Raw genomic sequence first — 24,477 nt, forward strand, 5'->3', positions numbered from 1 at the left:
CAGTCCCTTTGTCTCATCTACACGAGAAGGTCCTCCAGCGCGAGCTTGGGCACGTGGTGGATGCCCTCGTCGTCGCGCCAGTACGCAAGCCCGTGCTCGGTCTCGCTCGTCGCCAGCGCCACGCGCTCGCCGCGCTCTCCCAGGGCCAGGACCAGCTCGGTGACGTAGTCCACAGCCGAGACGCCCATGACGTCGTTCAAGTCTGGGTCAAAGCTCCTGAGCATGCAGCAGCCAAGCCCACGCGACGCCGCTGCCAGCGCAATCGTCTGCGCCGCAATGCCCGTGTCAATCAGGCGGATGGGGTTTGCCGCAAGCGCCTTGGGCGCGCACACGGCAATGTAGCCCGTGGGCCTCTCGCCCGCGGCCGGACCGTTCCAGTCGCGCAGCTGCGCAGCCCAGTGCAGACGGGAGAAGACCGCCGAGCGCTCCGCGGGCTCAACCGCAATGTGGAAGCGCAAGGTCTGCATGTTGTTCCCCGAGGGCGCAAATCGCGCGGCGTTCACCAGCGCAGCGAGGTCCCCGTAGCTCAGCGGCTCGTCCTCCGCGAACCGCCGATACGAGCGAGAAGATCTCACCAGGTCCTGGAAGTTCTTCGAGTTCATCTCAACACCCCCTGCCGGGCATGCCCGGCTGACTGCCGCCGAGGCCGCTCCCCGGCAGCGACAACGCGCTCGGTGCCACACCCGCGCTTCCGCAGACGCGACCCCGCTAGATCCCGGACTCTCCAATCCTCTGGCATGCCTCGCGCAGGCGCTCCGGAGGCATGACCAGGGCAAAGCGCACGTAGCCCTCACCCGAGGGACCAAAGCTCGCGCCCGGCGTCACAATGACGCCGGCCTTCTCCATGAGCTCGAGCGCAAACGCCTGGGAGTCCATGCGGCCATGCGGTATGCGCGCCCACACGAACATCGACCCGTGCGCGTTGGGTCGCTCCCAGCCAACAGCCTCCAAGCCGTCGCACAGTGCATCCCTGCGCTCCTGGTAGAGCAGGCGCTGGCGCTCAACCGAGTCGCGCGGGCCCGTAAGCGCGGCAATGGCCGCGTCCTGCTCGGGCAGGAACATGCCAAAGTCCACCTGGCTGCGAAGCTTGCGCGTGGCAGCCACGATGTCCTCGCGCCCCACCAAAAACGAGAGGCGGGCGCCGGTCACGTTGAAGGACTTGGAGAGCGAGAGGAACTCCACACCCACGTCGAGCGCACCGGGGTAGTCGAGGAAGCTTCCACCGGCCGGCCCGTCGAAGATGATGTCGGAGTAGGCGTTGTCATGGATGACCACGATGTCGTGCGCCTTGGCAAAGGCGATGATCTGCTCGTACACCTCGGGCGTCCCCACGGAGCCAACGGGGTTCGCGGGAAGCGAGACCACCATGTAGCGCGCGGCGTCCGCAACGTCTGCGGGGATGCCCTCGACCCACGGGAGGAAGTCATGCTCTGCCGTAAGCGGGTAGTACCAGGGCTTCGCTCCCGCCAGAAGCGTGCCTGTGGCAAAGACCGGGTAGCACGGATCGGGGATGAGAGCCACGTCGCCAGGATCTGCCAGCGCCGCGCACACGTGGCCCATGCCCTCCTGCGTCCCGCGGCAGCTCATGACCATCGAAGGCGTGATGCCCTCGACGCCAAAGCGCGTACGGTAGTAGTCGCAGACGGCCTGGAGCAGCTCGTCCTTGTCGTGCAGGGCATACTTCCAGTTGGCGGGGTCTTCCGCGCTCTTTCGCAGCGCCTCGACCACGTGATGCGGCGGCTCGAAGTCCGGCGTACCAACAGAGAGGTCAAAAACCTCGCGACCCTGTGCCTCCAGCTCGCGACGCTTGGCGTTAAGCGCAGCGAAGACCTCGTCGCCAAACAGGTCGAGCCTCTTTGAGAACTGCATGCGCACCCCTCCCCGGATGCAGGCGTAACGTACGCATGGGACTGTAGACCACCGGCGGCCGCAGGAACATCTCCTGAGGCAATGACGTGCCCGATTGTTACATTGGATGGCGCCGGCGGCAGCGCGTGGACGGGCCAACGGCAGTGAGCGGCCCACGCCGACCAAAAAAAACCAGCCATCCGGCCGCTTGCGCCACACGGCGCACAAGGTCAACAAGACCCCGTGCCGTTCACCGAAAATCGGGTCGCCAGATGTCGCCGTTATCTTAAATGTTTGAACTTGCGCTCTTTTCTCACCTGCGATGATTCCGCAATGTTCCAACGCATTGTGAAATATCAAGAGACAATATCCGGTATTTATCTCGCACACTGGGCACAAGATATTGTGGCATAGTAGACGACACCGCAACGCTGCACTCGCTGCAGCGTGAAGAGAAACAAGCCAGCCGCATTGCCAACAGCTGCACGTTTTCAGTCTGTTGTCAGGCAATACGCAAGAGGGAGTGAGCACATGAAGATTATCAAGCGCAATGGCTCTGAGGTCACGTTCGACGTCGCAAAGATCGAGAACGCCATCCGCAAGGCCAACATGGAGGTGCCCGAGGACGAGCGCCTCACCGAGCGCGAAATTCGCTTCGCTTCGCTCAACGTAACCGACGAGTGCATGGAGTCTGGCCACACGGTCACCGTCGAGGAGGTCCAGGACCTCGTCGAGGACCAGCTTATGGCCCTCGACCACTTTGAGGTGGCCCGCAAGTACATCATCTACCGCTACGTCCAGAACCAGAAGCGCCAGAAGAACACGACGGACGACAAGATCCTCTCCCTCATCGAGTGCAACAACGAGGAGGTCAAGCAGGAGAACTCCAACAAGAACCCCACCGTCGTCTCCGTCCAGCGCGACTACATGGCCGGCGAGGTCTCCAAGGACCTCACCATGCGCGACCTTCTCCCCGCCGACATTGTCCAGGCGCACGAGGAGGGCATCATCCACTTCCACGATGCCGACTACTACGCGCAGCACATGCACAACTGCGACCTCATCAACCTCGACGACATGCTGCAGAACGGCACCGTGATCTCCGGCACGCTCATTGAGCGCCCGCACAGCTTCTCCACCGCCTGCAACATCGCCACGCAGATCATCGCCCAGGTGGCCTCCTGCCAGTACGGCGGCCAGTCCATCTCGCTCACGCACCTCGCGCCCTTTGTCGACGTCTCCCGCAAGAAGATCCGTCGCTCGGTCTACGCCGAGATGGAGACCATTGGCTACAAGGCCACGCCCGAGCAGATCGACGAGATGGTCGAGAAGCGCCTGCGCGACGAGGTCGCGCGTGGCGTCCAGACCATCCAGTACCAGGTTGTCACCCTCATGACCACCAACGGTCAGGCACCGTTCATCACCGTGTTCATGTACCTCAACGAGGCCCGCAGCGCGCAGGAGAAGCACGATCTTGCCCTCATCATCGAAGAAATGCTCAAGCAGCGCTACCAGGGCGTCAAGAACGAGAAGGGCGTCTGGATCACCCCGGCGTTCCCCAAGCTCATCTACGTGCTCGAGGAGGACAACATCCACGAGGGCGACCCGTACTTCTATCTCACCAAGATGGCAGCCAAGTGCACCGCCAAGCGCATGGTGCCCGACTACATCTCCGAGAAGAAGATGCGCGAGTACAAGCTCTCCAAGGGCGAGACCGAGGGCCACGGCGACGTGTACACCTGCATGGGCTGCCGCTCCTTCCTCACGCCCGACCGCTCCGGCAACGGCTACGACAACGTTGCCAAGGCCAAGAACTACGAGCCCGGCAAGCCCAAGTACTACGGCCGCTTTAACCAGGGCGTCGTGACCATCAACCTGCCCGACGTTGCCCTCTCGTCCGACGGCGACATGGACAAGTTCTGGAAGATCTTCGACGAGCGCCTCGAGCTGTGCCACCGCGCCCTGCGCTGCCGCCACGACCGTCTCTGCGGCACCCTCTCCGACGCGGCGCCCATTCTCTGGCAGTACGGCGCGCTTGCCCGCCTCGACAAGGGCGAGAAGATCGACAAGCTCCTCTATGGCGGCTACTCCACCATCTCGCTTGGCTATGCTGGCCTCTACGAGTGCGTGAAGTACATGACCGGCAAGAGCCACACCGACGAGGAGGCCAAGCCCTTCGCGCTCTCCGTCATGCAGCACATGAACGACAAGTGCGCCGAGTGGAAGGAAGCCGAGAACATCGACTACTCGCTCTACGGCACGCCGCTCGAGTCCACCACGTACAAGTTCGCCAAGTGCCTGCAGAAGCGCTTTGGCGTGGTCAAGGGCATCACCGACCACGGCTACATCACGAACTCCTACCACGTGAACGTGCGCGAGAAGATCGACGCCTTCACCAAGCTCAAGTTCGAGAGCGAGTTCCAGCGCCTCTCCCCCGGTGGCGCCATCTCCTACGTCGAGGTGCCCAACATGCAGGACAACCTCGAGGCCGTTATCCGCGTCATGCAGTTCATCTACGAGAACATCATGTACGCCGAGCTCAACACCAAGTCCGACTACTGCCAGGTGTGCGGCTACGACGGCGAGATCAAGATCGTGGAGGACGACGGCAAGCTCGTCTGGGAGTGCCCGCACTGCGGCAACCGCGACCAGTCCAAGCTCAACGTGACCCGACGCACCTGCGGCTACATTGGCACGCAGTTCTGGAACCAGGGCCGCACGGAAGAGATCAAGGATCGCGTGCTGCACCTGTAAGGTCTGAAACCCTCGCCCCTTTGCCCGTGCTCAAACATCCTCGCACGCTATGCGCGCTGCGGAACTGCGCCGGGACAAAGGGGCGAGGTCTCCCTTACGGGCAAAGCACGCAAAAGGCACCCTAAGAGCAGAGGGGCGAGGTCTCCGCAGCTGGTGGGGGCAGAAAAGGCTCCTTGCTCGAAAACTGCGACTTAATAGCAGCTCTCTTGGTAACCGCAGGTATTCTACCTGCGATTTTTCTCAGCACGCGATCGTCGGGGGACGAGTAGTTTGTGCGTCTCGTCAGTGTGTCTCCCCGGTACGCCTCGATGTGTCCACACCGGAGCGGAATTATTGCGCGTTATTTCTAGGTATCGATAAGCTCAACTGGTCAAATGTCGTTCTTGTCAGGAATTTCGCGCAATGATTGCGATGGCATTAGGCTGCACCTTGCGAGAGACGAGTCACATCGCGCTTTCGTACGTGATTTGGGACACAGTCATCCGTCGAATCACTCTGCGGTATTAATTTGATACTCAATTTGGTACCATATCTGGTATCGAATTGCGTCTACAAAGGAGCCCCCATGACTGCCATCTATTCCTCCGCAGCCCTCAAGACGCGCCAGCGCGAGATCAAGGACATTGCCCGCAAGGACGTGGTCCACATAACCGAGAACGGCAACGCAGCCTTTGTCTTCATGAGCGAGGACCTCTTCGAGGAGCAGCTCAACAATGCTGCCGAAGAAGCGGCGCTCACGGAGCGCATGCGCGCGTGCATTAAGGCCTCTGATGACTGCTTTGAACAGGGAGAATACATCGAGGGAACTGATGCATTCTTTAGCGCTCTCGACGAGAGGCTGGCAGCCAATGGCTAAGATGCTTTACGCCCTCACGTTTCTTGAGGACGCCGAAACCATCTACTCCCCTCGCGTTCGCAAGCATCTCGAATCAGTCCTCTCGATGCTCGAGACCTTCCCGGAAAGTGGAACGCTCGTCTCCTCGGAATACCTTAAAAGCAGGTATGGAGGAGAAGTACGCCGATGCGATGTTGCGCCGTTCTATATCGTTTACACCTATGAGCGTTCAACCGATACGGTGCGGATACGTGGCCTTGTCCCACAGCGCTCTACCCACTAGCACGTCTCAATCCAAAAGGGGTCTTCCCATGAACTACGCAACCATCAAGTACTGTGACATTGCCAACGGGGTCGGAGTGCGCACCTCGCTCTTTGTCTCTGGCTGCCGTCTGCACTGCAAGAACTGCTTCAACGAGGAGGCATGGAGCTTCTCGGCCGGCAAGCCGTTCACGCAGGAGACCGAGGAGGAGATCCTCTCGTCACTTGCCGCACCATACGTCGACGGCCTCTCCGTCCTGGGCGGAGAACCCACAGAGCCGGAGAACGCCGCGGCCCTGGCACCCTTCCTCGAGCGCGTGCGGGCAACCTACCCCGAGAAGAACATCTGGATGTACTCCGGGCGCACCTGGGAGCAGCTCACCGGCAGCGGAGACCACGCCTCGCCCGATATGGACCGCATTCTCGCCTGCCTGAACGTCCTGGTAGATGGCCCCTTTGTACAGGAGCTGCACGATATCACGCTGCGCTTTCGCGGCTCGTCGAACCAGCGTCTCATCGATGTCCCCGCAACGCTTGCCACGGGCAAAGTCACCATATGGGAGGACGACCCCCAGTTTGCCCAGCATGCGTGGGCATAAATAATGGCGCCCCGGCCGAAACCGGGGCGCCATTGCATACTGCGCGCTGCATGGGGCAAAGCCTACGCTGCTAGTCGATTGCGACCTTCGTGACGTTGGACTTCTCGGCCTGCTTGGGGACATTGACGGTAAGGACGCCGCCGTCCATCTTTGCGGTGAGTCCATCCGTCGCGGCATCCTTCAGGTACACGCCACGACTTGCCTGCCACTCCGAGGTCTCCTTCTGCAGGTAGTTCTTGTTCTTCTCCTCGTCAGACTCCTTCTTGTCCACCGAGATGGAGAGCCTGCCCTCGTTGAGCTCGACGCCGACCTCGTCCTTCTTGACGCCCGGGAGCTCGGCGGTGACCACGTACTTGTCGCCCGCGTCCTCGACGTTCATCTTGAAGGCGTCATCTGCGCTGATCGCTGCGAGAGGAGCGAAGAAGTCGTCGAAGGCTCCAAACGGCCAAGCCCTGCGAAGTGCCTTCTCGTAGTCACTATAAGGAACCATGCCAGCCATCGTTACCACTCCTTCTATGTGGTGGAAGCCCTTTCTTTGGGCTTCCTTGGGTTCACTCTTATATGTTCCCCGCTGCGATTCCTTTATACACACTATCTAAGTTTTTCTAAGTCAATCGTACTTAGATATTTCTCAAACCTCGAGGTACAGCAGCCCGCCTCTCTCACCCCAACTACGCCAAACCACGCACGGTCGCGATTGAGCTTTGTGTGATGCTGGGCTTTTGCCCGTCTCGTCCCTCACCCGTGCGTAGTTCCAACGCCTGACGGGGTAGTGGAATCGCCTCACGCTTCCACCCTCTCTTCCCTCGAGGCATTTGTGGGGCAAGAATTCGACATCTTGCTGCTCATTCAACGCGAATTCTGTTCGAAAACGACCCGACAACGACAGGGGTTACAGGATGGTTGTTCTGGCACCCAGGCGTGAACGCCGCAGTGAGAATCGTGGGGAGAACCACAGCGTCTAGACTGGGAAGGCGGCGGACGAGAGGAGCGGCACATGGCAAGGGGCGGCCGAGAAAAGCAGGACCAGGCGACAAGGAACCGCCTTGTGGCAGCAGCCCTCCTGGCAGCCGCCTGCCCGCTGCTCGCAATGCTCTTTTCGCAGCCAAGCCTGCAGGCAATCCTCTTCCCCGGCTACCGACGACTCTCGGAGCTCCTGATGTCCGCGCTCGCCACCGCAACCTCCGTGGCCCCCTTTGCCATCTGGGACTGGCTCACGGCAGGCCTTGTGGTGGCGGCCTTCACGACGCTGGTGCGCCGCATCCGCCGTCACCGGCGCATGCTTCCGTGGTTCTCAGTTGTGGCACTGGTCGTCGCCGCAACGGCACTCCTGGGCACCGCCGGCTGGGCGCTCAACCACTATGCCCCGGAGCTCTCGCAGGACCTTGGCCTTGAGGTTGGCCAGTACAGCGAGGACCAGCTTGCCGACGCCACCTCGTACTACCTTAACCAGGCGGCCTCCCGCGCCCAGCTTGTTCCGCGCGAGGAGGACGGCACCCTCTCCCACCAGGACTTCTACGAGCTGGCACGCATCGCCGGGGCATCGTACGCACCGCTCTCCCAGCGCTACGAGGTCTTCTCAGGCAGCACCGCCCCCGTCAAGTCGCTTCTGCTCTTTGGCGAGCCCCTGCTCTACAGCGGCCACACGGGAATCTTCTGGGCCGCAACCGCGGAGTCGAGCGTGCCCCTTCACACCGCGATCGCCGAGCTCCCCTTCACGATGTGCCACGAGGCCGCGCACCGGCTGGGCATAGCCAGCGAGCAGGAAGCCAACTTCTCGGCGTTTCTCGCATGCTCTGCCAGCGATGACGTGCGCTTCTCGTACTCTGGCTACTACTCTGCCTTCAACTACTGCGTAAATGCACTGCTGGCACAAGACCCGGAGCGCGCCCAGCAGTTGGTCTCGGACGCGCTCGCAGGTGCAAACGGCGCCGGCGTGGCACTCGTGCTGAAAGACCGCGCCGCCACCCAGAAGCACTACCAGGCCTTCGAAGGTCCCTTCGAGGACGTGGGCACCACGGTCAACGACACCTACCTCAAGAGCTTTGGCGAGAAGGACGGTGTGCGCTCATACGGCCTGGTTGTTGACTACCTGCTCGCCTGGCTCGACGAGTAGCGCTCGGCGTCGCGCCGGATGCGGTCCCCCTCGCGACGCTCCTCCTCGGTAGGCGGCGGCAGGTGCGCGCCAAGGTCCGCGGGCACGTCGCGCCCATAGCGCACGATGTCGTTCTCGAGCACGCCAGCCGTATCCTCGGGCAGGTACACCGAGAGGCCCCCGCCCTTGCAGACAAACTCAGCGCATCCGTCGTCCCCCACGCTGGCGTCGGACTCCCCGCCAAGCACCGAGACCCACCGCTCGCCGGCGTGGCGCGACCCCACGTACATGCGCTTTGCTCCGCCTGCGCGATCGGTGAGCACGCACGCCACGCCGGAGCCGCCGTGGCGCCCGTCGCCCTCGCGCGTCCAGCCAACAACATCCGGGTCGTCGAGGTAGTCGTGCTGCGGCCCGTAGGCAAAGCGACGCCGCAGCTCCATGAGCAGCGGCAGCTCGCGCACGGCGGGAATGTTGCCGTCGTTGGGCATGCCAAAGAGGTCACCGTAGAAGACGCACGGGTAGCCCGCCTCGCGCAGCAGGATGAGCGCGTATGCCGAGGGCTTGAACCAGCTCTGCACAAAGGACTGGAGCGCCTGCCCAGGCTGTGTGTCGTGGTTCTCGACAAAGGTCACGGCGCGCGTGGGATCGGCGCCCACAAGCGTACCGTCAAAGAGATGTCGCAGGTCAGCGCTCCCAAACGAGCAGGATGCCTGGTACAGGTGGTAGTGGAGCGGCACGTCAAAGAGGCTCATCGCGCGCTCAGAGCCAAGGTAGGCCTTAAGCTCACCCACATCCGGAGACCAGTACTCCCCCACTGTGAAGAGCTCCTTGCCAAACTCCTGGCGCAACGCCGGCAGCCAGCGGAGAAAGAACTGGCGGTCCATGTGCTTGAGCGCGTCCAGCCTAAAGCCATCGAGGTCACAGGTCGAGAGGTACCACTCGCCCCAGCGCAGCAACTCGTCGTAGACGGGCTGGTACATCTCGTCCACGTCGCAGCCCATGAGGTAGTCGTAGTTGCCGTTGTCACGGTGGTCCACCTGCTCGCTCCAGTGCTTGCCGTCAAAAAGGTAGATGGCGTTCGCATGCGTTGTCTCGTCGTAGTCCACGCCGTGAAAGCAGGTCCAGTTCCACTTGAAGGCAGAGTACTTGTCGCCGCGCCCGGGAAAGTCGAAGCGCGTCCAAGCCGTGATGTCGCGCGGCGCCGAGACGGGCTGCTCGCGGTTGTACGAGGCAACCTCGGTCGCGCGTACGCGCTCCGTTCCGTCGGCGCCCATGCGGTGGTCGAGAACCACGTCGGCCACGGCCTGCATGCCCGCCGCGTGAATCGCGTCGATGGCGGCCAGGTACTCCTCCCGCGTGCCATACTTGGTGCGCACGGAGCCCTTCTGGTCGAACTCTCCCAGGTCATAGGTGTCGTACACGCCATAGCCAACGTCGTTTGCGCCGGCCATGCCCTTGTATGCGGGCGGCAGCCACACGGCGGTGATGCCATTGTCGGCAAAGAGCTGGGCATCCTCGGCCAGGCGGCGCCAGTGCCCGCCGTCCGCGTCGAGGTACCACGAGAAGCCTTGGAGCATCGTGCCGTTCATAAGCGCAGCCGCCGCACCTACCCTATGCGCGTGGGGTGTGCGCAGGCCACAACTGCCGCAACTATGGCCACGAGGATGGCGGGCGCAAAGCCAATGAGCCCTAGCACCAGCGAGGCAAGGAAGAGCCACCACACCACTCGCAGCCCAGCGCCAATCGCCCAGCCCATCACGCGAAGTACGCCCACGACAAGGGCAAACACAAGCCACACCGCGATAACCGCCAGCATGACCGACGCAAGCAGAACGGCAAGAAGCGATGCGAGAAGAAACGTAACCATGGGAACCTTCCCTTCGGGACGCCAACGCGGCGTCCACCTGTTACGGGAATCCTACCCCTTTAGCCCAAAAAGCTTGCGCCAGCCACAATGCCCGCGTCCTGTTCAGCATCGCGAAACACACTTGAAACAATATTGCCAACGTGTTACAACGGTCTTGTAAAAACTACAGGCCGTTTAAGAAAGTCGCAGGTGACGGCATATGTCCAGCATTTCAGGTCCGCTCTTTATTCTCGCCGTGTTTCTCATCACAATCGCCCTGCTCGTTGGCGCCGTGCTCGTGGCGGCTGCGGCTCAGGCACTTGTGAACAGGGTGCGCGGCCAGCATGGTCCGCAGCAAAACGCGACCACCTATCCCACGATGCTCTATCCGCGCTACTAGCTACCTGCGCGCAGGAGAGGCGCACAGACGACTCGCGACGGCCCGGACGGGAAGTGCCCGCCCGGGCCGTTCTTGTGCGCAACCCCGCTTGCCGGGCCCCACTACCTCCTGCGAACGACCCCAAGGCGCAGCTGATGAAGTCCGCGCAGCGTGAGAGTCTTGTCCACCACGGCCGTATGAGACACAAGAGGCGCCAAGCGACCAGCACCGCTGCCCGTGAGCACGACGGGAGCCTCCTCGCCAAGCTCGGCAAAAACACGATCGAGAAGACCATCCACGCGGGCGACCTCGCCAAAGACCACGCCGGACTGCATGGCCTCGCGCGTGGAACGACCGATGGCCGCCTTGGGTGCATGCAGCTCGATCACGGGCAGGCGGGCTGCGGCGCGGGAGAGCGCCTGCGCCCCAAGCGCAAGCCCCGGCGCGATAATTCCGCCGAGAAACGCCCCCTCACCATCAATGACCTCGATATTCATGGTGGTCCCAAAGTCCACCGCCACGACCGGTGCCCCATAGGTGGCACGCGCGGCCACCACGTCTGCTATGCGGTCGGGACCAATCTCGACAGGGTCGCTGTAGCGCATGCGCAGCCCTGTCTTGAGACCCGGCCCCACTACCACGGGTCGCGTGCGGCAGGCCGTTTCCAGCGCCGCCGACCAGGCCTCCGTTAACGATGGGACCACGCAGGAGAGAACCGCGTCGAGTGGCGGCTCGGCAAAGGTCGCGGCACGCGTGGGGGCGAGGGTGCGCTGCTCGGCAACGTCGCGCGCAAGCACGCCCAAGACCTGCGCCACCTGCATGCGGGCCTCGTCGGCCGTGAGTTTCTCGGGCGTGGTGAGCTCCCAGGTACCCAGCGGCTCATCCGTCTCGCCGGCGTCCGCCGAGAAGAGCCCAAAGCCGGTTGAGGTGTTGCCCACGTCAACGGCAAGAACACAGCGTCCCTCACCCGCAGCAGGGCTGGCCTGCTCACCCTTTCCCATATGCGCTCCCTTCGACGTCACCGCAGAGGCCATTCGCTATACTCTAGCAAGTCCGCGCGCATGTCCGGCGCACGGCACCGGTAACCCGACTCCTCGGCCCGCAACCGCCGGCCACCAGGGGGAGCGGATATACGCAAAGGAGAACAACATGGACAATCCCTCTGGCCGCGCCTCGTGGCGTGGGCAGCTGACGGCGCGCGGCGTCGTCATTGGCTGCATTGGCTGCGTCGTCATCACTGCTTCCTCCGCCTACACGGCGCTCAAGCTCGGCGCGCTGCCGTGGCCCATCGTGTTTGCGGCCATCGTCTCGCTCTTCTTCCTCAAGCTTCTGGGCAACGCCAGCCTGAACGAGGCAAATGTCACGCACACTATCATGTCTGCCGGCGCCATGGTTGCGGGTGGCCTGGCCTTCACCATTCCCGGCGCATGGATGCTGGGATACGCCGACGAGGTGGGCTTTGCGCAGATGCTCGTTGTGGCGTTTGCCGGCACAGGCCTGGGCCTTGTTGCCACGGCAATCATCCACCGGCACTTCATTGTTGACGCGAACCTGGAGTTTCCCATGGGTGCCTCCGCGGCGCAGACCCTGCGCGCAACCGAGGCCGGAGGCAAAACCGGACGCCGGCTCTTTGCCTCGATGGGACTAGCCGGCGTTTATGCTGTGCTGCGCGACGCACTTGGCGCCGTACCCTCCATGCTGGCGGCGCTCCCCATCCCCGGCGTGAGCTTTGGCATCTACAACTCTCCCATGATGCTCTCGGTGGGATTTCTCGTGGGCGGCGTGGCCGTGGCCTGGTGGTTTGCGGGCGCCCTGCTCGCCAACTTTGGCATCGTGGTGGCAGGCAGCGCCGCAGGACTTTGGGCCGTCGACGCCGCACAGGGCATCGTGAAGAGCCTGGGCATGGGCCTCATGATGGGCGCCGGGCTTGCCGTGGTGGCAAAGGACATCGTGCCGCAGCTCGCGGGCATCGTGCGCGGCGTGCGGGGTGCCAGTAACGGCGCGGGCAGCGATAGCGATGGCGCGGGAGCGACGGAATCCCTGGTCACCGGCAATGTGCGCACCGACGCCGGCACGTTTGCGGTGATTGTCGCCGCCATCGTGGTTCTCATGTGCATGGGGCTTGGCCTTCCGCCGGTGGCGAGCATTGTGGTGGTGCTTCTCGCCTTTGTGACCACCGCGATGAGCGCGCAGTCATGCGGACAGACGGGCATCGACCCCATGGAGATCTTTGGCCTTATCGTGCTGCTGCTTGTCTCGGCATTTGCGCAGGTACGAGAGATGCAGCTCTTCTTCATTGCCGGCGTTGTGGCTGTTGCCTGCGGACTTGCCGGCGACGTGATGAACGACTTCAAGGCCGGAAGCATCCTTGGCACCGACCCGCGCGCCCAGTGGCTGGGGCAGGCCATCGGCGGCGTGCTGGGGGCAGTGGTCTCCGCTGCGGTCATGATGGCGCTGGTGGAGGCATATGGACCGGACGCCTTTGGGCTGGGCAAGGAGTTTGTCTCGGCGCAGGCGAGCGTGGTGGCAACAATGGTCTCGGGCATCCCCAGCGTTCCCGCGTTTGTGATTGGCCTTGCGGCGGGCATCGCGCTCTACTGGGCGGGGCTGCCGGCCATGATGCTGGGGCTTGGCGTCTACCTGCCGTTCTACATGTCGTTCACCGCTGCGCTGGGTGCGGCGCTCAAGTGGGTAATCGATCGCGTTCGTACCGCGCGCACGGCCAACCTGCCCGCAGACGAGCGCGCCGCGCGCGACGCCGACGCGCAGGAGGCGGGGGTGGTCATTGCCTCTGGCGTGCTGGGTGGCGAGTCGATCGTGGGTGTCATTATCGCAATGGTGAGCGTTATTGCGGGGCTTACGGCGTAGAGACGCGAGGGCACGTCGCCGGAAGGCGCATTTTGGCAGCGCTCGCATTCAAAAGGGCCCCTCCGGCGACTTTTTGTCTCCGGAGGGGCCTGTGTGTTGCAAACGACGCAAAAGAGTCTCTTTGGCGACATTCATTGATGCGTCGCGCTGCCGGCACCCGCCGCCGACGCCGCACCGCTACGCGTTGAACACGTAGCGATCCAGCCGCTCAAACGCCTCTCGCACGCGCGAGAGCGGCAGCGCGAGGTTCATGCGCACGTGGCAGGGCCCGTGGAACGCGCGGCCATCCTGCCAGTCAACGCCCACGCGCCATCCTGCGCGCTCGACCCACTCGATGTCGCGGCCGTGGCGCTCGCACCACTCGCTGCAGTCAAGGAACAGCATGTAGGTCCCCTCGGGCCTACTTACCTGTACGCCCTCGAAGTGCTCGCCGATAAAGTCGCACGCCCAGGAGACGTTGCCGTCCAGCACCTGCAGCAGCTCCTCCAGCCAGGCCTCGCCCTCACTGCTATACGCGCCGATAAGCGCGTGCATCGAGAGCACGCTCATCGAGTTGTAGCAGGACTTCATGCTCTTTGCCACAACACGATCGCGCAGGTAGTCGTCGTAGATGATGTGGTAGCTCCCCACCAGCCCAGCCAGGTTGAAGGTCTTGCTCGGGGCGTAGAGCGCCACCGTGCGCCGGCGGGCGTCCTTGCTCACGGACTGCGTGGGCACGTGGGCGTGCCCGGGCAGCACCAGGTCGGACCAGATCTCGTCGGAAATCACCACGCAGTCGTGCTCGCGGTAGACCTCCATCGCGCGCTCAAGCTCCCAGCGCTCCCACACGCGCCCGCAGGGGTTGTGCGGCGAGCAGAACACCGCCACATGGATGTGGTTCTCCTCCAGCTTGGCGGCCATATCCTCATAGTCCATGCGCCAGACGCCCTGCTCGTCCTTGACCAGCGGCGACAGGACGATCCTGTAGCCGTTCTCCTTTATGCAGTGCGTGAAGCCAATGTAGGTTGGGCTGTGGAGAAGCACGGCGTCACCTGGCGCGGCAAAGGCCGTAAGCGTGGAGACCAGGCCGCCAAGCACGCCGTTCTCGTATCCAATGTGTGCCGGCTCAAGGCCGCGCACGCCGTTGCGCCGGGCCTGCCAGTCAATGATTGCCTGGTAGTACTCATCGCGCGGTGAGAAGTAGCCAAACGCCGGATGCTGGATGCGCTCGGCCATGGCGCGCGTGATGGAGGGTGCCGTGGGGAAGTTCATGTCGGCAACCCACATGGGAATGGCGTCGAAACCCTCCGCCGGCGCGTCCGGCGCCATGCCGCCCGAGCCAAGCGCGTCGACCGCGATGGCATCCATGCCGTGTCGTTCCATGATTGATTTGAAGTCGTACGTCATGCGGTCTCCTCCCGCCAGTCCTTGCACACGTCCACCCAGCCCTCGGACGCCGAGCAGCGCTCGAGCTCGGGAAGGGTGAGGCCAATCGCGCTGCTCTCGCTTCCCGCCGCGGGAAACACGCGGTCAAAGCGGCGCAGCGAGACGTCCAGGTACGTGCGCACGCCGGGCTTCACGGCAAACGGGCAGACGCCGCCCATGGGGTGGCCCACCACCTGCGGCAGGTCGCTTGGAGCCACAAAGCGCGGCTTTGTCCCAAACTCGCACTTGAAGGCCGCACTCCACAGCTTGGCGTCGCCCGCGCACACCACGAGGACGGCACCCTCCCCAACCGCGCACGCCATCGTCTTGGCAATGCGCGCCGGCTCGCAGCCCAGGTCGCGCGCAGCCAGCTCCACCGTGGCGCTCGACTGGTCAAACTCGATGATCTTGTCGGCAACGCCAAAGGGCCCGAGGTACGCTCGGACGCTCTCGACGGACATGGGCCACATCCCCTCTCGAACAGCCGTCCACTCGCAGGGCAGCATCACAAGAGAGTAGCCTACCACCGCCATCGGCCAAGTTACCACCGCTGGCCGTAGGACTGGCCGGCTCCGAGAACGCCTTCCTCGTGCGAGGCGATGCCGTCGCTCTTGCGCAGTGCTCGCTTGTTGACCAGGTGTTCCTTCCAGCCGTACGAGAGCTGCGGCGGCGTGGGCGCCTCTAGCTCCACGTGGCCAAAGGCGTTGACCACCCGGGTTCCGCAGGCAAGTTCCCTCTCGCGCGAGAAATCCGTGATGTAGTTGGCATGCACGTGGCCGTGGACCATGAGGGCGGGCCGCCAGCGCTCGAGCAGCGTGTTGAAGCACTTGAAGCCGCGGTGCGGGAGGTCGTCCAGATCTCCCACGCCGCGCGCGGGTGCATGGGCGAGAAGCACGTCGAAGCCGCCCAGCAGGCGGATGCTCGGCTCGACCTTGCGGATGCGCCGGCGCATCTCCTGCTCGGTGGACATGTAGGTACCGTCCTTGTAGCGCATGGAGCCACCCAGTCCAACAATGCGCAGGCCACGGTACACGTAGACCGAGTCGTCCACGCAGATGCAGCCCAAAGGCGGCTTGCGGCGGTAGCTCTCGTCGTGGTTGCCATGCACGTAGAGCACGGGACACGTGAGCATGGTGACGAGAAACTCCAGGTAGTCGGCATCGAGGTCGCCCGCCGCCAGGACAAGGTCAACGCCCTCGAAGCGCGAGCGGCGGAAGTTGTCCCACAGCATGCGCTCCTCGACGTCGGCAATCGCGAGGATCTTCATGGCCGCGCCTCCCCCGTGACGCCACCGGCGGAAAGGCCGCCTCCCAGCCCACCGGCCAGGGACGTCTCGTCAACGGGATGCCAGTTTGCAGGGAGAATGCCCTCCACATTGTCGTTGAGCCAGTCCATGGAAACGATGTCCAGCTCCCTCAGCCTGGGCGAACCCGCCGGCTGCACCACGCCCGTCTGGCTTCTGAGCTCGCCCGCAAAGGGGTCGAGCACGCCGCGCTCGATGCCGTGCGTGAGCTGGTCAACGAGCTTGCGCGAGTAGTAGGGCAGATCATCCGAGAGGCTAAGCCCAATGACCCCCGACGACATGCCGTACCAGTAGCTTACCGCCTGCGGACGCGCAGCGTCGTCGGCGTCCTGCCAGGACCCGTTGAGAAGCCCCTGCACGATAAGCTCGTAGTAGCGGCCCCAGTTCCAAACCGGCAGGGCCAGGTTGTGCACGCGGCCGTTCACCATCTTGTAGAGGCCCAGCGCGAGCGGGTCGTCCCAGGGCGCGGTGACGTCCGAGCCCGACATCACGGTAACGCCCTCGTTAGCCATCCGGTGGTAGAGGGAGTCGCCGCCGCGCGTGGACCAGACCAGCCGCACCTTGACCTTGGGGTCCACCAGCGCCGCGCCAATGGCGAAGGCGTTTATCTCGGCAACCGAACCAAACATGGGGACGTTTGCCTGGTAGCCCACGCGATGGTTGGTGGCAAAGCTCGCCGCCAGCGCACCTGTCACGAACTTGGCCTCGTACATGCGCCCGTAGTAGGAGCGCACGCGGCTGTGTGGGAGGTTGCAGGAGCAGTTGAGGAAGTGCACCTCGGGGTGGGTAATGGCCGCTTTGGCCGTGCTTGCCATGAGCGTGGGCGAGCAGGTGAAGACCGCGCGCACGCCCTGCTCGACGGCTGCGTCCACCACCGCCGTGAAGTCGTCTGGGGAGGAGCAGTCGTCGTAGGCTACCGTCTGGACCGTGCCGCCAAAGCGCTTCTCGACCTCAAGGCGTCCGGCGTCGTGGGCACGCGCCCAGCTCGAGGTTGCCAGGGATCTCTCGTAGAGAAACGCCAGGCGAAGCGGGTTGGCTGGCGAGTAGGGCGTGCGGTACGAGAACCGCGAGAGGACGCCGCCGTGGGAGGTTGGCTCTGCCTCTGGCTCGCTCACCAGCACCACATCCTCGCGCGGACCCGCCAGCGCGAGCTCGGACCACAGGCGCCCCAGCCGCTCGACCACGATGGAGGGCGGCGTGTCCAGAAGGCGCTCGTCCGGGAAGTAGCTCAGGTATGCGAGAAGCGCGTCGCCGCAGGTTGCATCCAGGTGCGAGCCACCCGCGCGCTGGTAGAGCGAGCGGAAGTACTGGTAGGTGGAAGTGAGCTCGCGAACGGCTTCGTCGGGCCAGGGGGAGCCAAGGTCGCGGCCGAAAAGCGCGGCAAGGCGCCGGTAGGAGCCCTCGCGCGAGAACTCGATGTCGTAGGTTGGCACTGCTCGCCAGAACTCGAGGAACTCGCCGTAGAGGCGGCGCTCCGGCGCGTCCCACTGACGCGGGAGCAGACGCGTGACCTCGGCCTCGATGGAATAGGCGCCCAGATAGCGCATCACGGAGGTGCGCTTGTTGCCCTCCTGGACGTAGAAGCGGTGCATGTACTCGTAGACCTTGACTGGGTCGCGGAAGCCCTCTGTGGTCTGGATGGTGTAGAGGTTCGACCACTTGGCCGCGAACTCCGTGGTGGGTGCAAGCACGGGCATAAAGGTGCGCGAGAAGGAGCGCTGCCTGCCCTCGGTGCGCGTGCCGGCCACCATATCGAGGGGGATCTCCATGGTGCCCAGACGCACCTCGCCGACGGTGTCACCGGGGGCAAGCACGGAATCAAGCGCGGGCAGGTAGGGGTAGATGCCAGCCGACGCGTCGCGGCGCAGGTCACGCTCGCCGCGACGGAGGGCCTTTCTGTACTCCTCGCTCATGGTGGCGGACGTCTCCTTTCGTGCGCGGTGGCGCGCGGCGGGCGCGGGTACTTGTTCAGACAAGTATACTGCCGCAGGTGCCGGCCGGACCCCAAGCGAGAGGCGCGACTTTAGGCCGCCTGCAAATCCCGATTGTTTAGAGCACTTTAACCAATCGGGATTTCCGCGATTCGGATTGCGTGGCGCTGGTCATGCGAACGCGGCCAAGCATTGTTACCGGCTTGGAGCCTCTCGCAGCTCACAACTGCAGATATTCAGCAACCACGCGACGAGCCGGTAACAAGCGCGCTGCTCGGCCACTGGCTCTGCCACCTGTTGTTACCGGCTCGACCAGACCCACTTACGTTCGCCCAGTTGACTGCTGACAACTTCAACGGGCCGGTAACAACGCGCCACGCCGTCGGGAAGAGAAACGCCAGGACAGGCGAGGAGAACGTCGCAACGCCCGGCGCCGGCGCGTAAATCACCTCGTCATCTCTGGAATTTACTTCCTCGTTACAGCACATCACCAGTACGTAGCGTAGAATCGTCCGCACAGTTTCAGAGCAAATGCGATGACAGGGCGAGTACTTGCCAAGCCATCCCACAGTAAGCGGGCGAGATGAGAACCCGCGGTGGTTGGCAAGGAACATTCCCTCGAGCTGCTCGGGCGAACGCGCGCCGCCTCTGGGCCACCCCCCACGCAGGCAGCAGCGCAACTACCTCGGGCCGGAGTCCACCGTAACGGGCATCGGGAGAACGCACCACGTCTCACCTGAAGTCGCATTTCTCACATGGAATAGGTTGTGCAGGAAGCGAGAGGTGACCATGGAACTTCGAAGCGATGCCATAAAGCGGGGCTTGGCCCGCGCTCCACACAGAAGCCTGCTCAAGGCCGACGGTCTTACCGACGAGGAACTCGAGCGCCCACTTGTGGCGGTTGTCTCGTCCCAGAACGAGGTAATCCCCGGCCACATCCATCTGGACAAGATCGCCGAGGCCGTTAAGGCCGGCGTCCGTATGGCCGGCGGCACTCCGATGCAGGTAAACACCATCGGCGTCTGCGACGGCATCGCCATGAACCACGAGGGCATGCGCTTCTCGCTCACCAGCCGAGAGGTAATTGCAGACTCCGTCGAGTGCGCCATCCAGGGCCACCAGTTTGACGCCATGGTCCTCATCCCCAGCTGCGACAAGATCGTCCCCGGCATGCTCATCGCCGCGTGCCGCCTGGACATCCCCACCGTGCTGGTCTCCGGCGGCCCCATGCTCGCCGGCCGCGGCCGCCACGGCGAGGAGACCGACCTCAACAGCCTCTTTGACGCCGTGGGCCAGGTGACCGCCGGCACCATGACCGAGGACGAGATGCACTGGCTCGAGAACACCGCCTGCCCCACCTGCGGCAGCTGCTCGGGTATGTTCACCGCCAACTCCATCTGCTGCCTGGCCGAGGCCCTGGGCATCGCACTTCCCGGCAACGGCACCATCCCCGCCGTCTACTCCGAGCGCATCCGCCTGGCAAAGCACGCCGGCATGAAGGTCATGGAGCTGCTCGAGAAGGGCATCACCGCCCGCCAGATCATCGACGCCCGCGCCGTGCGCAACGGCATGGCGCTTGACCAGGCCTTTGGTGGCTCGACCAACACCATGCTGCACCTCACGGCCATCGCGCACGCAGCCGGCTGCCCCGTGACCATGGACGACTGGGACAAGGCCTGCTCGGCCACGCCCAACATCGTGCGCCTGGCCCCGGCCGGCCCGCTCCACATCCAGGACCTGAACGACGTGGGCGGCGTCTCTGCCATCATCGGCGAGCTGGGCCGCTCCGGGCACCTTGACCTCACGGCCAACACCTGCCACGGCACCATGGCCGAGTGGGTCGAGCAGTGCCCGCCCGTCGACGGCACGGTGGTGCGCCACATCGACAACCCGTACTCCCCCGACGGCGGCCTCAAGGTCATGCGCGGCACCCTCGCGCCCGACTGCGGCGTGGTCAAGAAGAGCGCCGTCGACCCCAGCATGTACAAGCACACCGGCCCCGCGCGCGTCTTCGACTCCGAGGAGGCCGCCTGCGAGGCAATCTTCGGCGGCAAGATCAACCCCGGCGACGTCGTGGTGGTTCGCTACGAGGGCCCCGCCGGCGGTCCTGGCATGCGCGAGATGCTCACCCCCACCTCCGCCATCTGCGGCATGGGCCTGGCAAAGTCCGTCGCCCTCATCACCGACGGCCGCTTCTCCGGCGCGAGCAAGGGCCCCTGCGTGGGCCACGTGAGCCCCGAGGCCGCAGCCGGCGGCCCCATCGCCCTGGTGCACGAGGGTGACCAGATCTGCATCGACATCGAGGCCGGCACGCTCGACCTGCTCGTCGATGAGGACGAGCTGGCTCGCCGTCGTGCCGCCTGGGAGCCGCCCGCGCCCAAGTACACCACGGGCGTCCTCTCCCGTTACGCCAAGCTCGTGACCAGCGCAGACAAGGGGGCATACCTCTCATGACGAACACCGACAGCCACGCGGCGTCCGTCGCCGAGAAGCTCGCCCGCAAGCAGACGGCCATCGAGGGAAAGCCCTTTGGCATGGGCTCCCACTCAGAGTACGAGGGCAAGACCATGACCGGCGCACAGGCGATCATCGCAAGCCTGGAGTGCGAGGGCGTCGACACAATCTTTGGCTATCCCGGCGGCCAGGCAATCAAGATCTACGACGCGCTCTATGACTCCAAGCGCATCCACCACGTGCTAGCCAGGCACGAGCAGGGCGCAACCCACATGGCCGACGGCTATGCCCGCGCCACGGGCAAGGTGGGCGTTGTTCTCGTCACCTCTGGCCCCGGCGCCACCAACACCGTGACGGGCATCATGACCGCATACATGGACTCCGTACCCCTGGTGGTTATCACCGGCCAGGTTACGCGCGGCGTCATTGGCACCGACTCGTTCCAAGAGTCGGACATCGTGGGCATCACCATGCCCATCGTGAAGCACTCGTTCCTGCTGCAGTCCACCGACGACCTTACGCGCACCTTCCGCGAGGCATTCTACATTGCCTCCACCGGCCGCCCGGGCCCCGTCCTCATCGACATCCCCAGCGACCTCTCCGGCTCGCAGATGGTCTTCCACTACCCGGACTCCATTAGCATCGCCAGCTACAAGCCCACCTACCGCGGCAACGCGCGGCAGGTCAAGCAGGCCGCGCAGCTCATCATGAAGGCCAAGCGCCCGCTCATTTACGCCGGCGGCGGCATTGTGACCAGCCACGCCTGCCAGGAGCTGGTCGAGCTCTCCGAGACCATGGACATCCCCGTGGTGACCTCGCTCATGGGCAAGGGCGCCATGCCCTGCTCGAACAAGCACAACCTGGGACCGGTTGGCATGCACGGCTCGAAGTACGCAAACATGGCCGTCATGGAGTGCGACCTGCTCATCGCCGTGGGCGCGCGCTTCTCGGACCGCGTGACCGGCAAGGTCTCTGAGTTTGCCCCGCACGCACAGGTCATCCACATCGATATCGACCCGGCCGAGATAGGCAAGATCGTGAACCCCACGGTGCCCATCGTGGGAGACGCCAAGGTGGTTCTCGCCTCGCTCAACGAGCGCCTGCACAAGGAGGACGCCAAGCCCGTGGACGACGGCTGGTTTGCCGAGGTCTGCTCGTGGCGCGAGCGCTGGCCGTTCTACACCGACAACTTTGCCAGCACCATCGACTACCCGGACAAGATCGCACCCGAGGTCGTGCTCTCGATGCTCTCGGATAAGCTTGACCCCAATGCCTCCATCGTCACCACCGAGGTGGGCCAGCACCAGATGTGGGCGCACCAGAACATCCGCCGCGAGCACGCACGCACGTTCCTCTCGTCCGGCGGCGCCGGCACCATGGGCTTTGGCTTCCCTGCCGCCATTGGCGCCAAGATCGGCTGCCCCGACGACGAGGTGGTCTGCATTGCCGGCGACGGCTCGTTCCAGATGAACGTGCAGGAGATGGCCACCGCCATCCAGGAGAACGTGCCCGTCAAGGTGATGATCATCGACAACAGCGCCCTGGGAATGGTCTACCAGTGGCAGAAGCTCTTCTACCACGAGCGCTACTCGTTCACCAAGCTGCCTAACGTGCCGGACTTTGTGAAGCTGGCAGACGCCTACGGCTGGCGCGGCCGGCGCATCTCTCGCCCCGAGGAGGTCGAGGACGCGCTTGACGAGATGCTCGCCTCCAAGGAGCCGTACCTCTTGGACGTCGTGATCCCCACAGACCAGACGGTCTACCCCATGGTTGCCCCCGGTGCGCCCATCGACGACATCATTGGCGCGCTGGACGTGACGCTTGGCGGCGTGCGCGTCTCGGGCAAGGGCTTTGGCAAGGACGGACGCCCCGCCACCGCGGACGGCGAGAAGGACGGTGACGAATGATGAAGCACATCCTCTCCGTGCTGGTCGAGAACAAGCCGGGCGTGCTCTCGCGCGTCACCGGCATGATTAGCCGGCGCGGGTTCAACATTGGTTCGCTCACCGTGGCCCCTACCGAGGACGAGAACCTCTCGCGCATGACCATCATCGTCGAGGCCGATGACGTGGGCTTCGAGCAGATCACCAAGCAGCTGCACAAGCTCGTCTCGGTCTTCAAGATCTCCGACCTCACCGAGGACGACGCCATCGAGCGCGAGCTGGTGCTCTTCAAGGTGCAATGCTCGCCGGAGCGCCGCCACGAGATCATCGAGATCGCGGGCGTCTTCCGCGCCAACATCGTGGACGTGGGCAAGAACACGCTCACGGTGGAGGCCACCGGCACCGAGAGCAAGCTCGATGCGCTTGAGGACCTCTTCCGCAGCTACGGCATTCGCCAGCTCACGCGCACCGGCAAGATTGCGATGTCGCGCGGGCACGACCAGTAGCACCCCGTGGGCCGACGCCTGCGTCCGGCCCCACACACGGTTCAAACCGCCACCCGGCGGTTGAACATAGAAGGAAACGGCACAAGGAAACGGCACAAACGAAAGGAAGTACGACATGGCCGTCACCATCTACTACGAGAAGGACTGCGACCCCTCGATCATCCAGGGCAAGAAGGTCGCCATTATCGGCTACGGCTCGCAGGGCCATGCCCACGCGCTGAACCTCATGGACTCCGGCGTCGACGTGCGCGTTGGCCTGCGCGAGGGTTCCAAGTCCGCCGAGAAGGCCCGCGAGCACGGCCTCAAGGTGACGGACATGGCGACGGCCGCCAAGGAGGCCGACGTCGTGATGATCCTGACCCCCGACGAGACCCAGCCGGCGGTCTACAAGGAGTTCATCGAGCCCAACCTCGAGCCGGGCAACACCCTGGCCTTTGCCCACGGCTTCAACATCCACTACGGCTACATCAAGGCTCCCGAGGGCGTCAACGTGATCATGGTTGCCCCCAAGGGCCCGGGCCACATCGTGCGCCGTCAGTACACCGAGGGCTCCGGCGTGCCTGACCTGGTCTGCGTTGAGACCGACGCCACCGGTGACGCGTGGCCGCTGGCCATGTCCTACGCGTGGGCGCTGGGCGGCGCCCGCTCCGGCCTCATCAAGGCGACCTTCGCCGAGGAGACCGAGGAGGACCTCTTTGGTGAGCAGGCCGTTCTCTGCGGCGGCCTGGTCGAGCTGGTCAAGGCCGGCTTCGAGACCCTCACCGAGGCTGGCTACCCCGAGGAGCTGGCCTACTTCGAGTGCTATCACGAGATGAAGATGATCGTGGACCTCATGTACGAGAAGGGCATCCACTTCATGAACTACTCCATCTCCAACACGGCCGAGTACGGCGAGTACTACGCCGGTCCGCTGGTCATCAACGACAAGTCGCGCGAGGCCATGAAGTACATCCTCAAGCGCATCCAGGACGGCTCGTTTGCCCAGGAGTTCGTCGACGACTGCAACAACGGCCACAAGAAGCTGCTCGAGGAGCGCGAGAAGATCAACACGCACCCCATCGAGACCACCGGCGAGCGCGTGCGCTCCATGTTCTCCTGGCTCTCGAAGGACGAGGACTAGTCGCGCGCTTGCGTAAGCTAGACTTTGCTGCTTGATTGCCCCGCCGGAACCCAGTTCCGGCGGGGCTTTTCTTGTGCGAGACGGCCGCATAGCTTGATTGTGCAATTCTCCTGCCAGCATTGCGTCCGTCCTTCCTGCGCACGTTGCTCTAGGACAGCTGCCTGAGGGCAAAACAAAGGCTGGATGAGAACGTAAGACACCTAGTGCTGCACAAAATAGGTCTATCGAACGGGAAAAACGCTGGCGCTGCACAAAAACGGGCTATCGAACGGTGCCTCAGTTCCATTAGCATCAACTATTTAAATATCTATGCGTGTAAATGCAAATTTTGGATAGGCAATGCATCATTTTGCATGTTTAGTTGTATATTTGATAATTGCAGCAGAAACGC

21 protein-coding genes are annotated in these 24,477 nt (G+C 63.8%); 11 read left to right on the forward strand and 10 right to left on the reverse strand.

The genetic code is table 11. From position 1 onward, the window contains the following. Positions 1-17: 17 nt before the first annotated feature. Both NVS32_RS05385 and NVS32_RS05390 read right to left on the reverse strand, forming a co-directional pair. Positions 18-602, reverse strand: coding sequence for a nitroreductase family protein (locus NVS32_RS05385; RefSeq protein ID WP_258498971.1), 585 nt, complete (start codon positions 600-602; stop codon positions 18-20). Positions 603-708: 106 nt separating this feature from the next. After that, entirely contained in the window at positions 709-1,869 is a 1,161-nt protein-coding gene (locus tag NVS32_RS05390) for an aminotransferase class I/II-fold pyridoxal phosphate-dependent enzyme (protein ID WP_072354319.1), read from the reverse strand. A 510-nt stretch (positions 1,870-2,379) separates the two neighbouring features. Here NVS32_RS05390 and nrdD point away from each other — a divergent pair. From nrdD to nrdG, 4 genes are all read left to right on the forward strand, one after another. Then, positions 2,380-4,602: an anaerobic ribonucleoside-triphosphate reductase gene (gene nrdD, locus NVS32_RS05395; RefSeq protein ID WP_258498972.1), complete on the forward strand. Its 2,223-nt coding sequence runs from the start codon at positions 2,380-2,382 to the stop codon at positions 4,600-4,602. 565 nt (positions 4,603-5,167) lie between these two features. Then, positions 5,168-5,458, forward strand: a complete 291-nt coding sequence (locus NVS32_RS05400) for a hypothetical protein (protein WP_032111183.1) — start codon at positions 5,168-5,170, stop codon at positions 5,456-5,458. Then, the gene (locus NVS32_RS05405; protein ID WP_052009903.1) at positions 5,451-5,720 is read left to right on the forward strand and encodes a type II toxin-antitoxin system RelE/ParE family toxin; all 270 of its coding nucleotides are present in this window, start codon (positions 5,451-5,453) and stop codon (positions 5,718-5,720) included. The genes NVS32_RS05400 and NVS32_RS05405 overlap by 8 nt, the downstream gene beginning before the upstream one ends. Before the next feature lie 28 nt (positions 5,721-5,748). Further along, a complete protein-coding gene (nrdG, locus tag NVS32_RS05410) occupies positions 5,749-6,297 on the forward strand; it encodes an anaerobic ribonucleoside-triphosphate reductase activating protein (RefSeq protein WP_032111184.1) in 549 nt (182 codons plus the stop codon). A gap of 70 nt (positions 6,298-6,367) precedes the next feature. On the opposite strand, the gene NVS32_RS05415 is transcribed toward nrdG, so the two are convergent. Next, positions 6,368-6,796, reverse strand: coding sequence for an Hsp20/alpha crystallin family protein (locus NVS32_RS05415; RefSeq protein WP_032111185.1), 429 nt, complete (start codon positions 6,794-6,796; stop codon positions 6,368-6,370). Between the two features lie 498 nt (positions 6,797-7,294). Between NVS32_RS05415 and NVS32_RS05420 the strand changes: the two genes are divergently transcribed. Then, entirely contained in the window at positions 7,295-8,413 is a 1,119-nt protein-coding gene (locus NVS32_RS05420) for a DUF3810 domain-containing protein (protein WP_052009904.1), read from the forward strand. On the opposite strand, the gene NVS32_RS05425 is transcribed toward NVS32_RS05420, so the two are convergent. Together NVS32_RS05425 and NVS32_RS05430 are read right to left on the reverse strand one after the other, a co-directional pair. Next, positions 8,386-10,113 carry an alpha-amylase gene (locus tag NVS32_RS05425; RefSeq protein ID WP_438273325.1) on the reverse strand — a complete coding sequence of 576 codons (1,728 nt, stop codon included), beginning with the start codon at positions 10,111-10,113 and terminating at the stop codon, positions 8,386-8,388. The genes NVS32_RS05420 and NVS32_RS05425 overlap by 28 nt on opposite strands. Then, positions 9,999-10,259: a hypothetical protein gene (locus NVS32_RS05430; RefSeq protein WP_258498973.1), complete on the reverse strand. Its 261-nt coding sequence runs from the start codon at positions 10,257-10,259 to the stop codon at positions 9,999-10,001. The genes NVS32_RS05425 and NVS32_RS05430 overlap by 115 nt, the downstream gene beginning before the upstream one ends. Before the next feature lie 199 nt (positions 10,260-10,458). On the opposite strand from NVS32_RS05430, the gene NVS32_RS05435 reads away from it, so the two are divergent. After that, positions 10,459-10,638: a hypothetical protein gene (locus NVS32_RS05435; RefSeq protein WP_032111187.1), complete on the forward strand. Its 180-nt coding sequence runs from the start codon at positions 10,459-10,461 to the stop codon at positions 10,636-10,638. Between the two features lie 101 nt (positions 10,639-10,739). Here the strand turns inward: NVS32_RS05435 and NVS32_RS05440 are convergent, their stop codons facing one another. Further along, entirely contained in the window at positions 10,740-11,618 is an 879-nt protein-coding gene (locus tag NVS32_RS05440) for a type III pantothenate kinase (RefSeq protein WP_258498974.1), read from the reverse strand. A gap of 148 nt (positions 11,619-11,766) precedes the next feature. Here NVS32_RS05440 and NVS32_RS05445 point away from each other — a divergent pair, with 148 nt between their 5' ends. Further along, positions 11,767-13,485 (forward strand): OPT/YSL family transporter, encoded by a 1,719-nt coding sequence (locus NVS32_RS05445; RefSeq protein WP_258498975.1) that lies wholly within the window; start codon positions 11,767-11,769, stop codon positions 13,483-13,485. Positions 13,486-13,662: 177 nt separating this feature from the next. Here NVS32_RS05445 and NVS32_RS05450 read toward each other — a convergent pair whose 3' ends face one another. The 4 genes from NVS32_RS05450 to NVS32_RS05465 form a co-directional block, all read right to left on the reverse strand. Next, positions 13,663-14,871, reverse strand: coding sequence for a MalY/PatB family protein (locus NVS32_RS05450; RefSeq protein WP_258498976.1), 1,209 nt, complete (start codon positions 14,869-14,871; stop codon positions 13,663-13,665). Next, on the reverse strand, positions 14,868-15,350 hold the full coding sequence (locus NVS32_RS05455; RefSeq protein WP_118100277.1) for a YbaK/EbsC family protein: 483 nt from the start codon (positions 15,348-15,350) through the stop codon (positions 14,868-14,870). The genes NVS32_RS05450 and NVS32_RS05455 overlap by 4 nt, the downstream gene beginning before the upstream one ends. Positions 15,351-15,430: 80 nt before the next feature. Then, a complete protein-coding gene (locus NVS32_RS05460; RefSeq protein WP_081920128.1) occupies positions 15,431-16,156 on the reverse strand; it encodes a metallophosphoesterase family protein in 726 nt (241 codons plus the stop codon). Then, positions 16,153-18,105: a BMP family ABC transporter substrate-binding protein gene (locus NVS32_RS05465; RefSeq protein ID WP_258498977.1), complete on the reverse strand. Its 1,953-nt coding sequence runs from the start codon at positions 18,103-18,105 to the stop codon at positions 16,153-16,155. The genes NVS32_RS05460 and NVS32_RS05465 overlap by 4 nt, the downstream gene beginning before the upstream one ends. An 807-nt stretch (positions 18,106-18,912) precedes the next feature. Here NVS32_RS05465 and ilvD point away from each other — a divergent pair. The 4 genes from ilvD to ilvC all read left to right on the forward strand — a co-directional run bounded on the left by ilvD (position 18,913) and on the right by ilvC (position 24,086). Further along, the gene (ilvD, locus tag NVS32_RS05470; RefSeq protein ID WP_118077617.1) at positions 18,913-20,577 is read left to right on the forward strand and encodes a dihydroxy-acid dehydratase; all 1,665 of its coding nucleotides are present in this window, start codon (positions 18,913-18,915) and stop codon (positions 20,575-20,577) included. After that, positions 20,574-22,484 (forward strand): biosynthetic-type acetolactate synthase large subunit, encoded by a 1,911-nt coding sequence (gene ilvB, locus NVS32_RS05475; RefSeq protein ID WP_258498978.1) that lies wholly within the window; start codon positions 20,574-20,576, stop codon positions 22,482-22,484. The genes ilvD and ilvB overlap by 4 nt, the downstream gene beginning before the upstream one ends. After that, on the forward strand, positions 22,481-22,966 hold the full coding sequence (ilvN, locus tag NVS32_RS05480) for an acetolactate synthase small subunit (protein WP_233519074.1): 486 nt from the start codon (positions 22,481-22,483) through the stop codon (positions 22,964-22,966). Before ilvB ends, ilvN begins: the two co-directional genes overlap by 4 nt. A gap of 115 nt (positions 22,967-23,081) precedes the next feature. Continuing rightward, a complete protein-coding gene (gene ilvC / locus NVS32_RS05485; protein WP_032111191.1) occupies positions 23,082-24,086 on the forward strand; it encodes a ketol-acid reductoisomerase in 1,005 nt (334 codons plus the stop codon). Positions 24,087-24,477: the final 391 nt, after the last annotated feature.

Source organism: Tractidigestivibacter montrealensis, assembly GCF_024741235.1.
Taxonomy (GTDB): Bacteria; Actinomycetota; Coriobacteriia; order Coriobacteriales; family Atopobiaceae; genus Tractidigestivibacter; species Tractidigestivibacter montrealensis.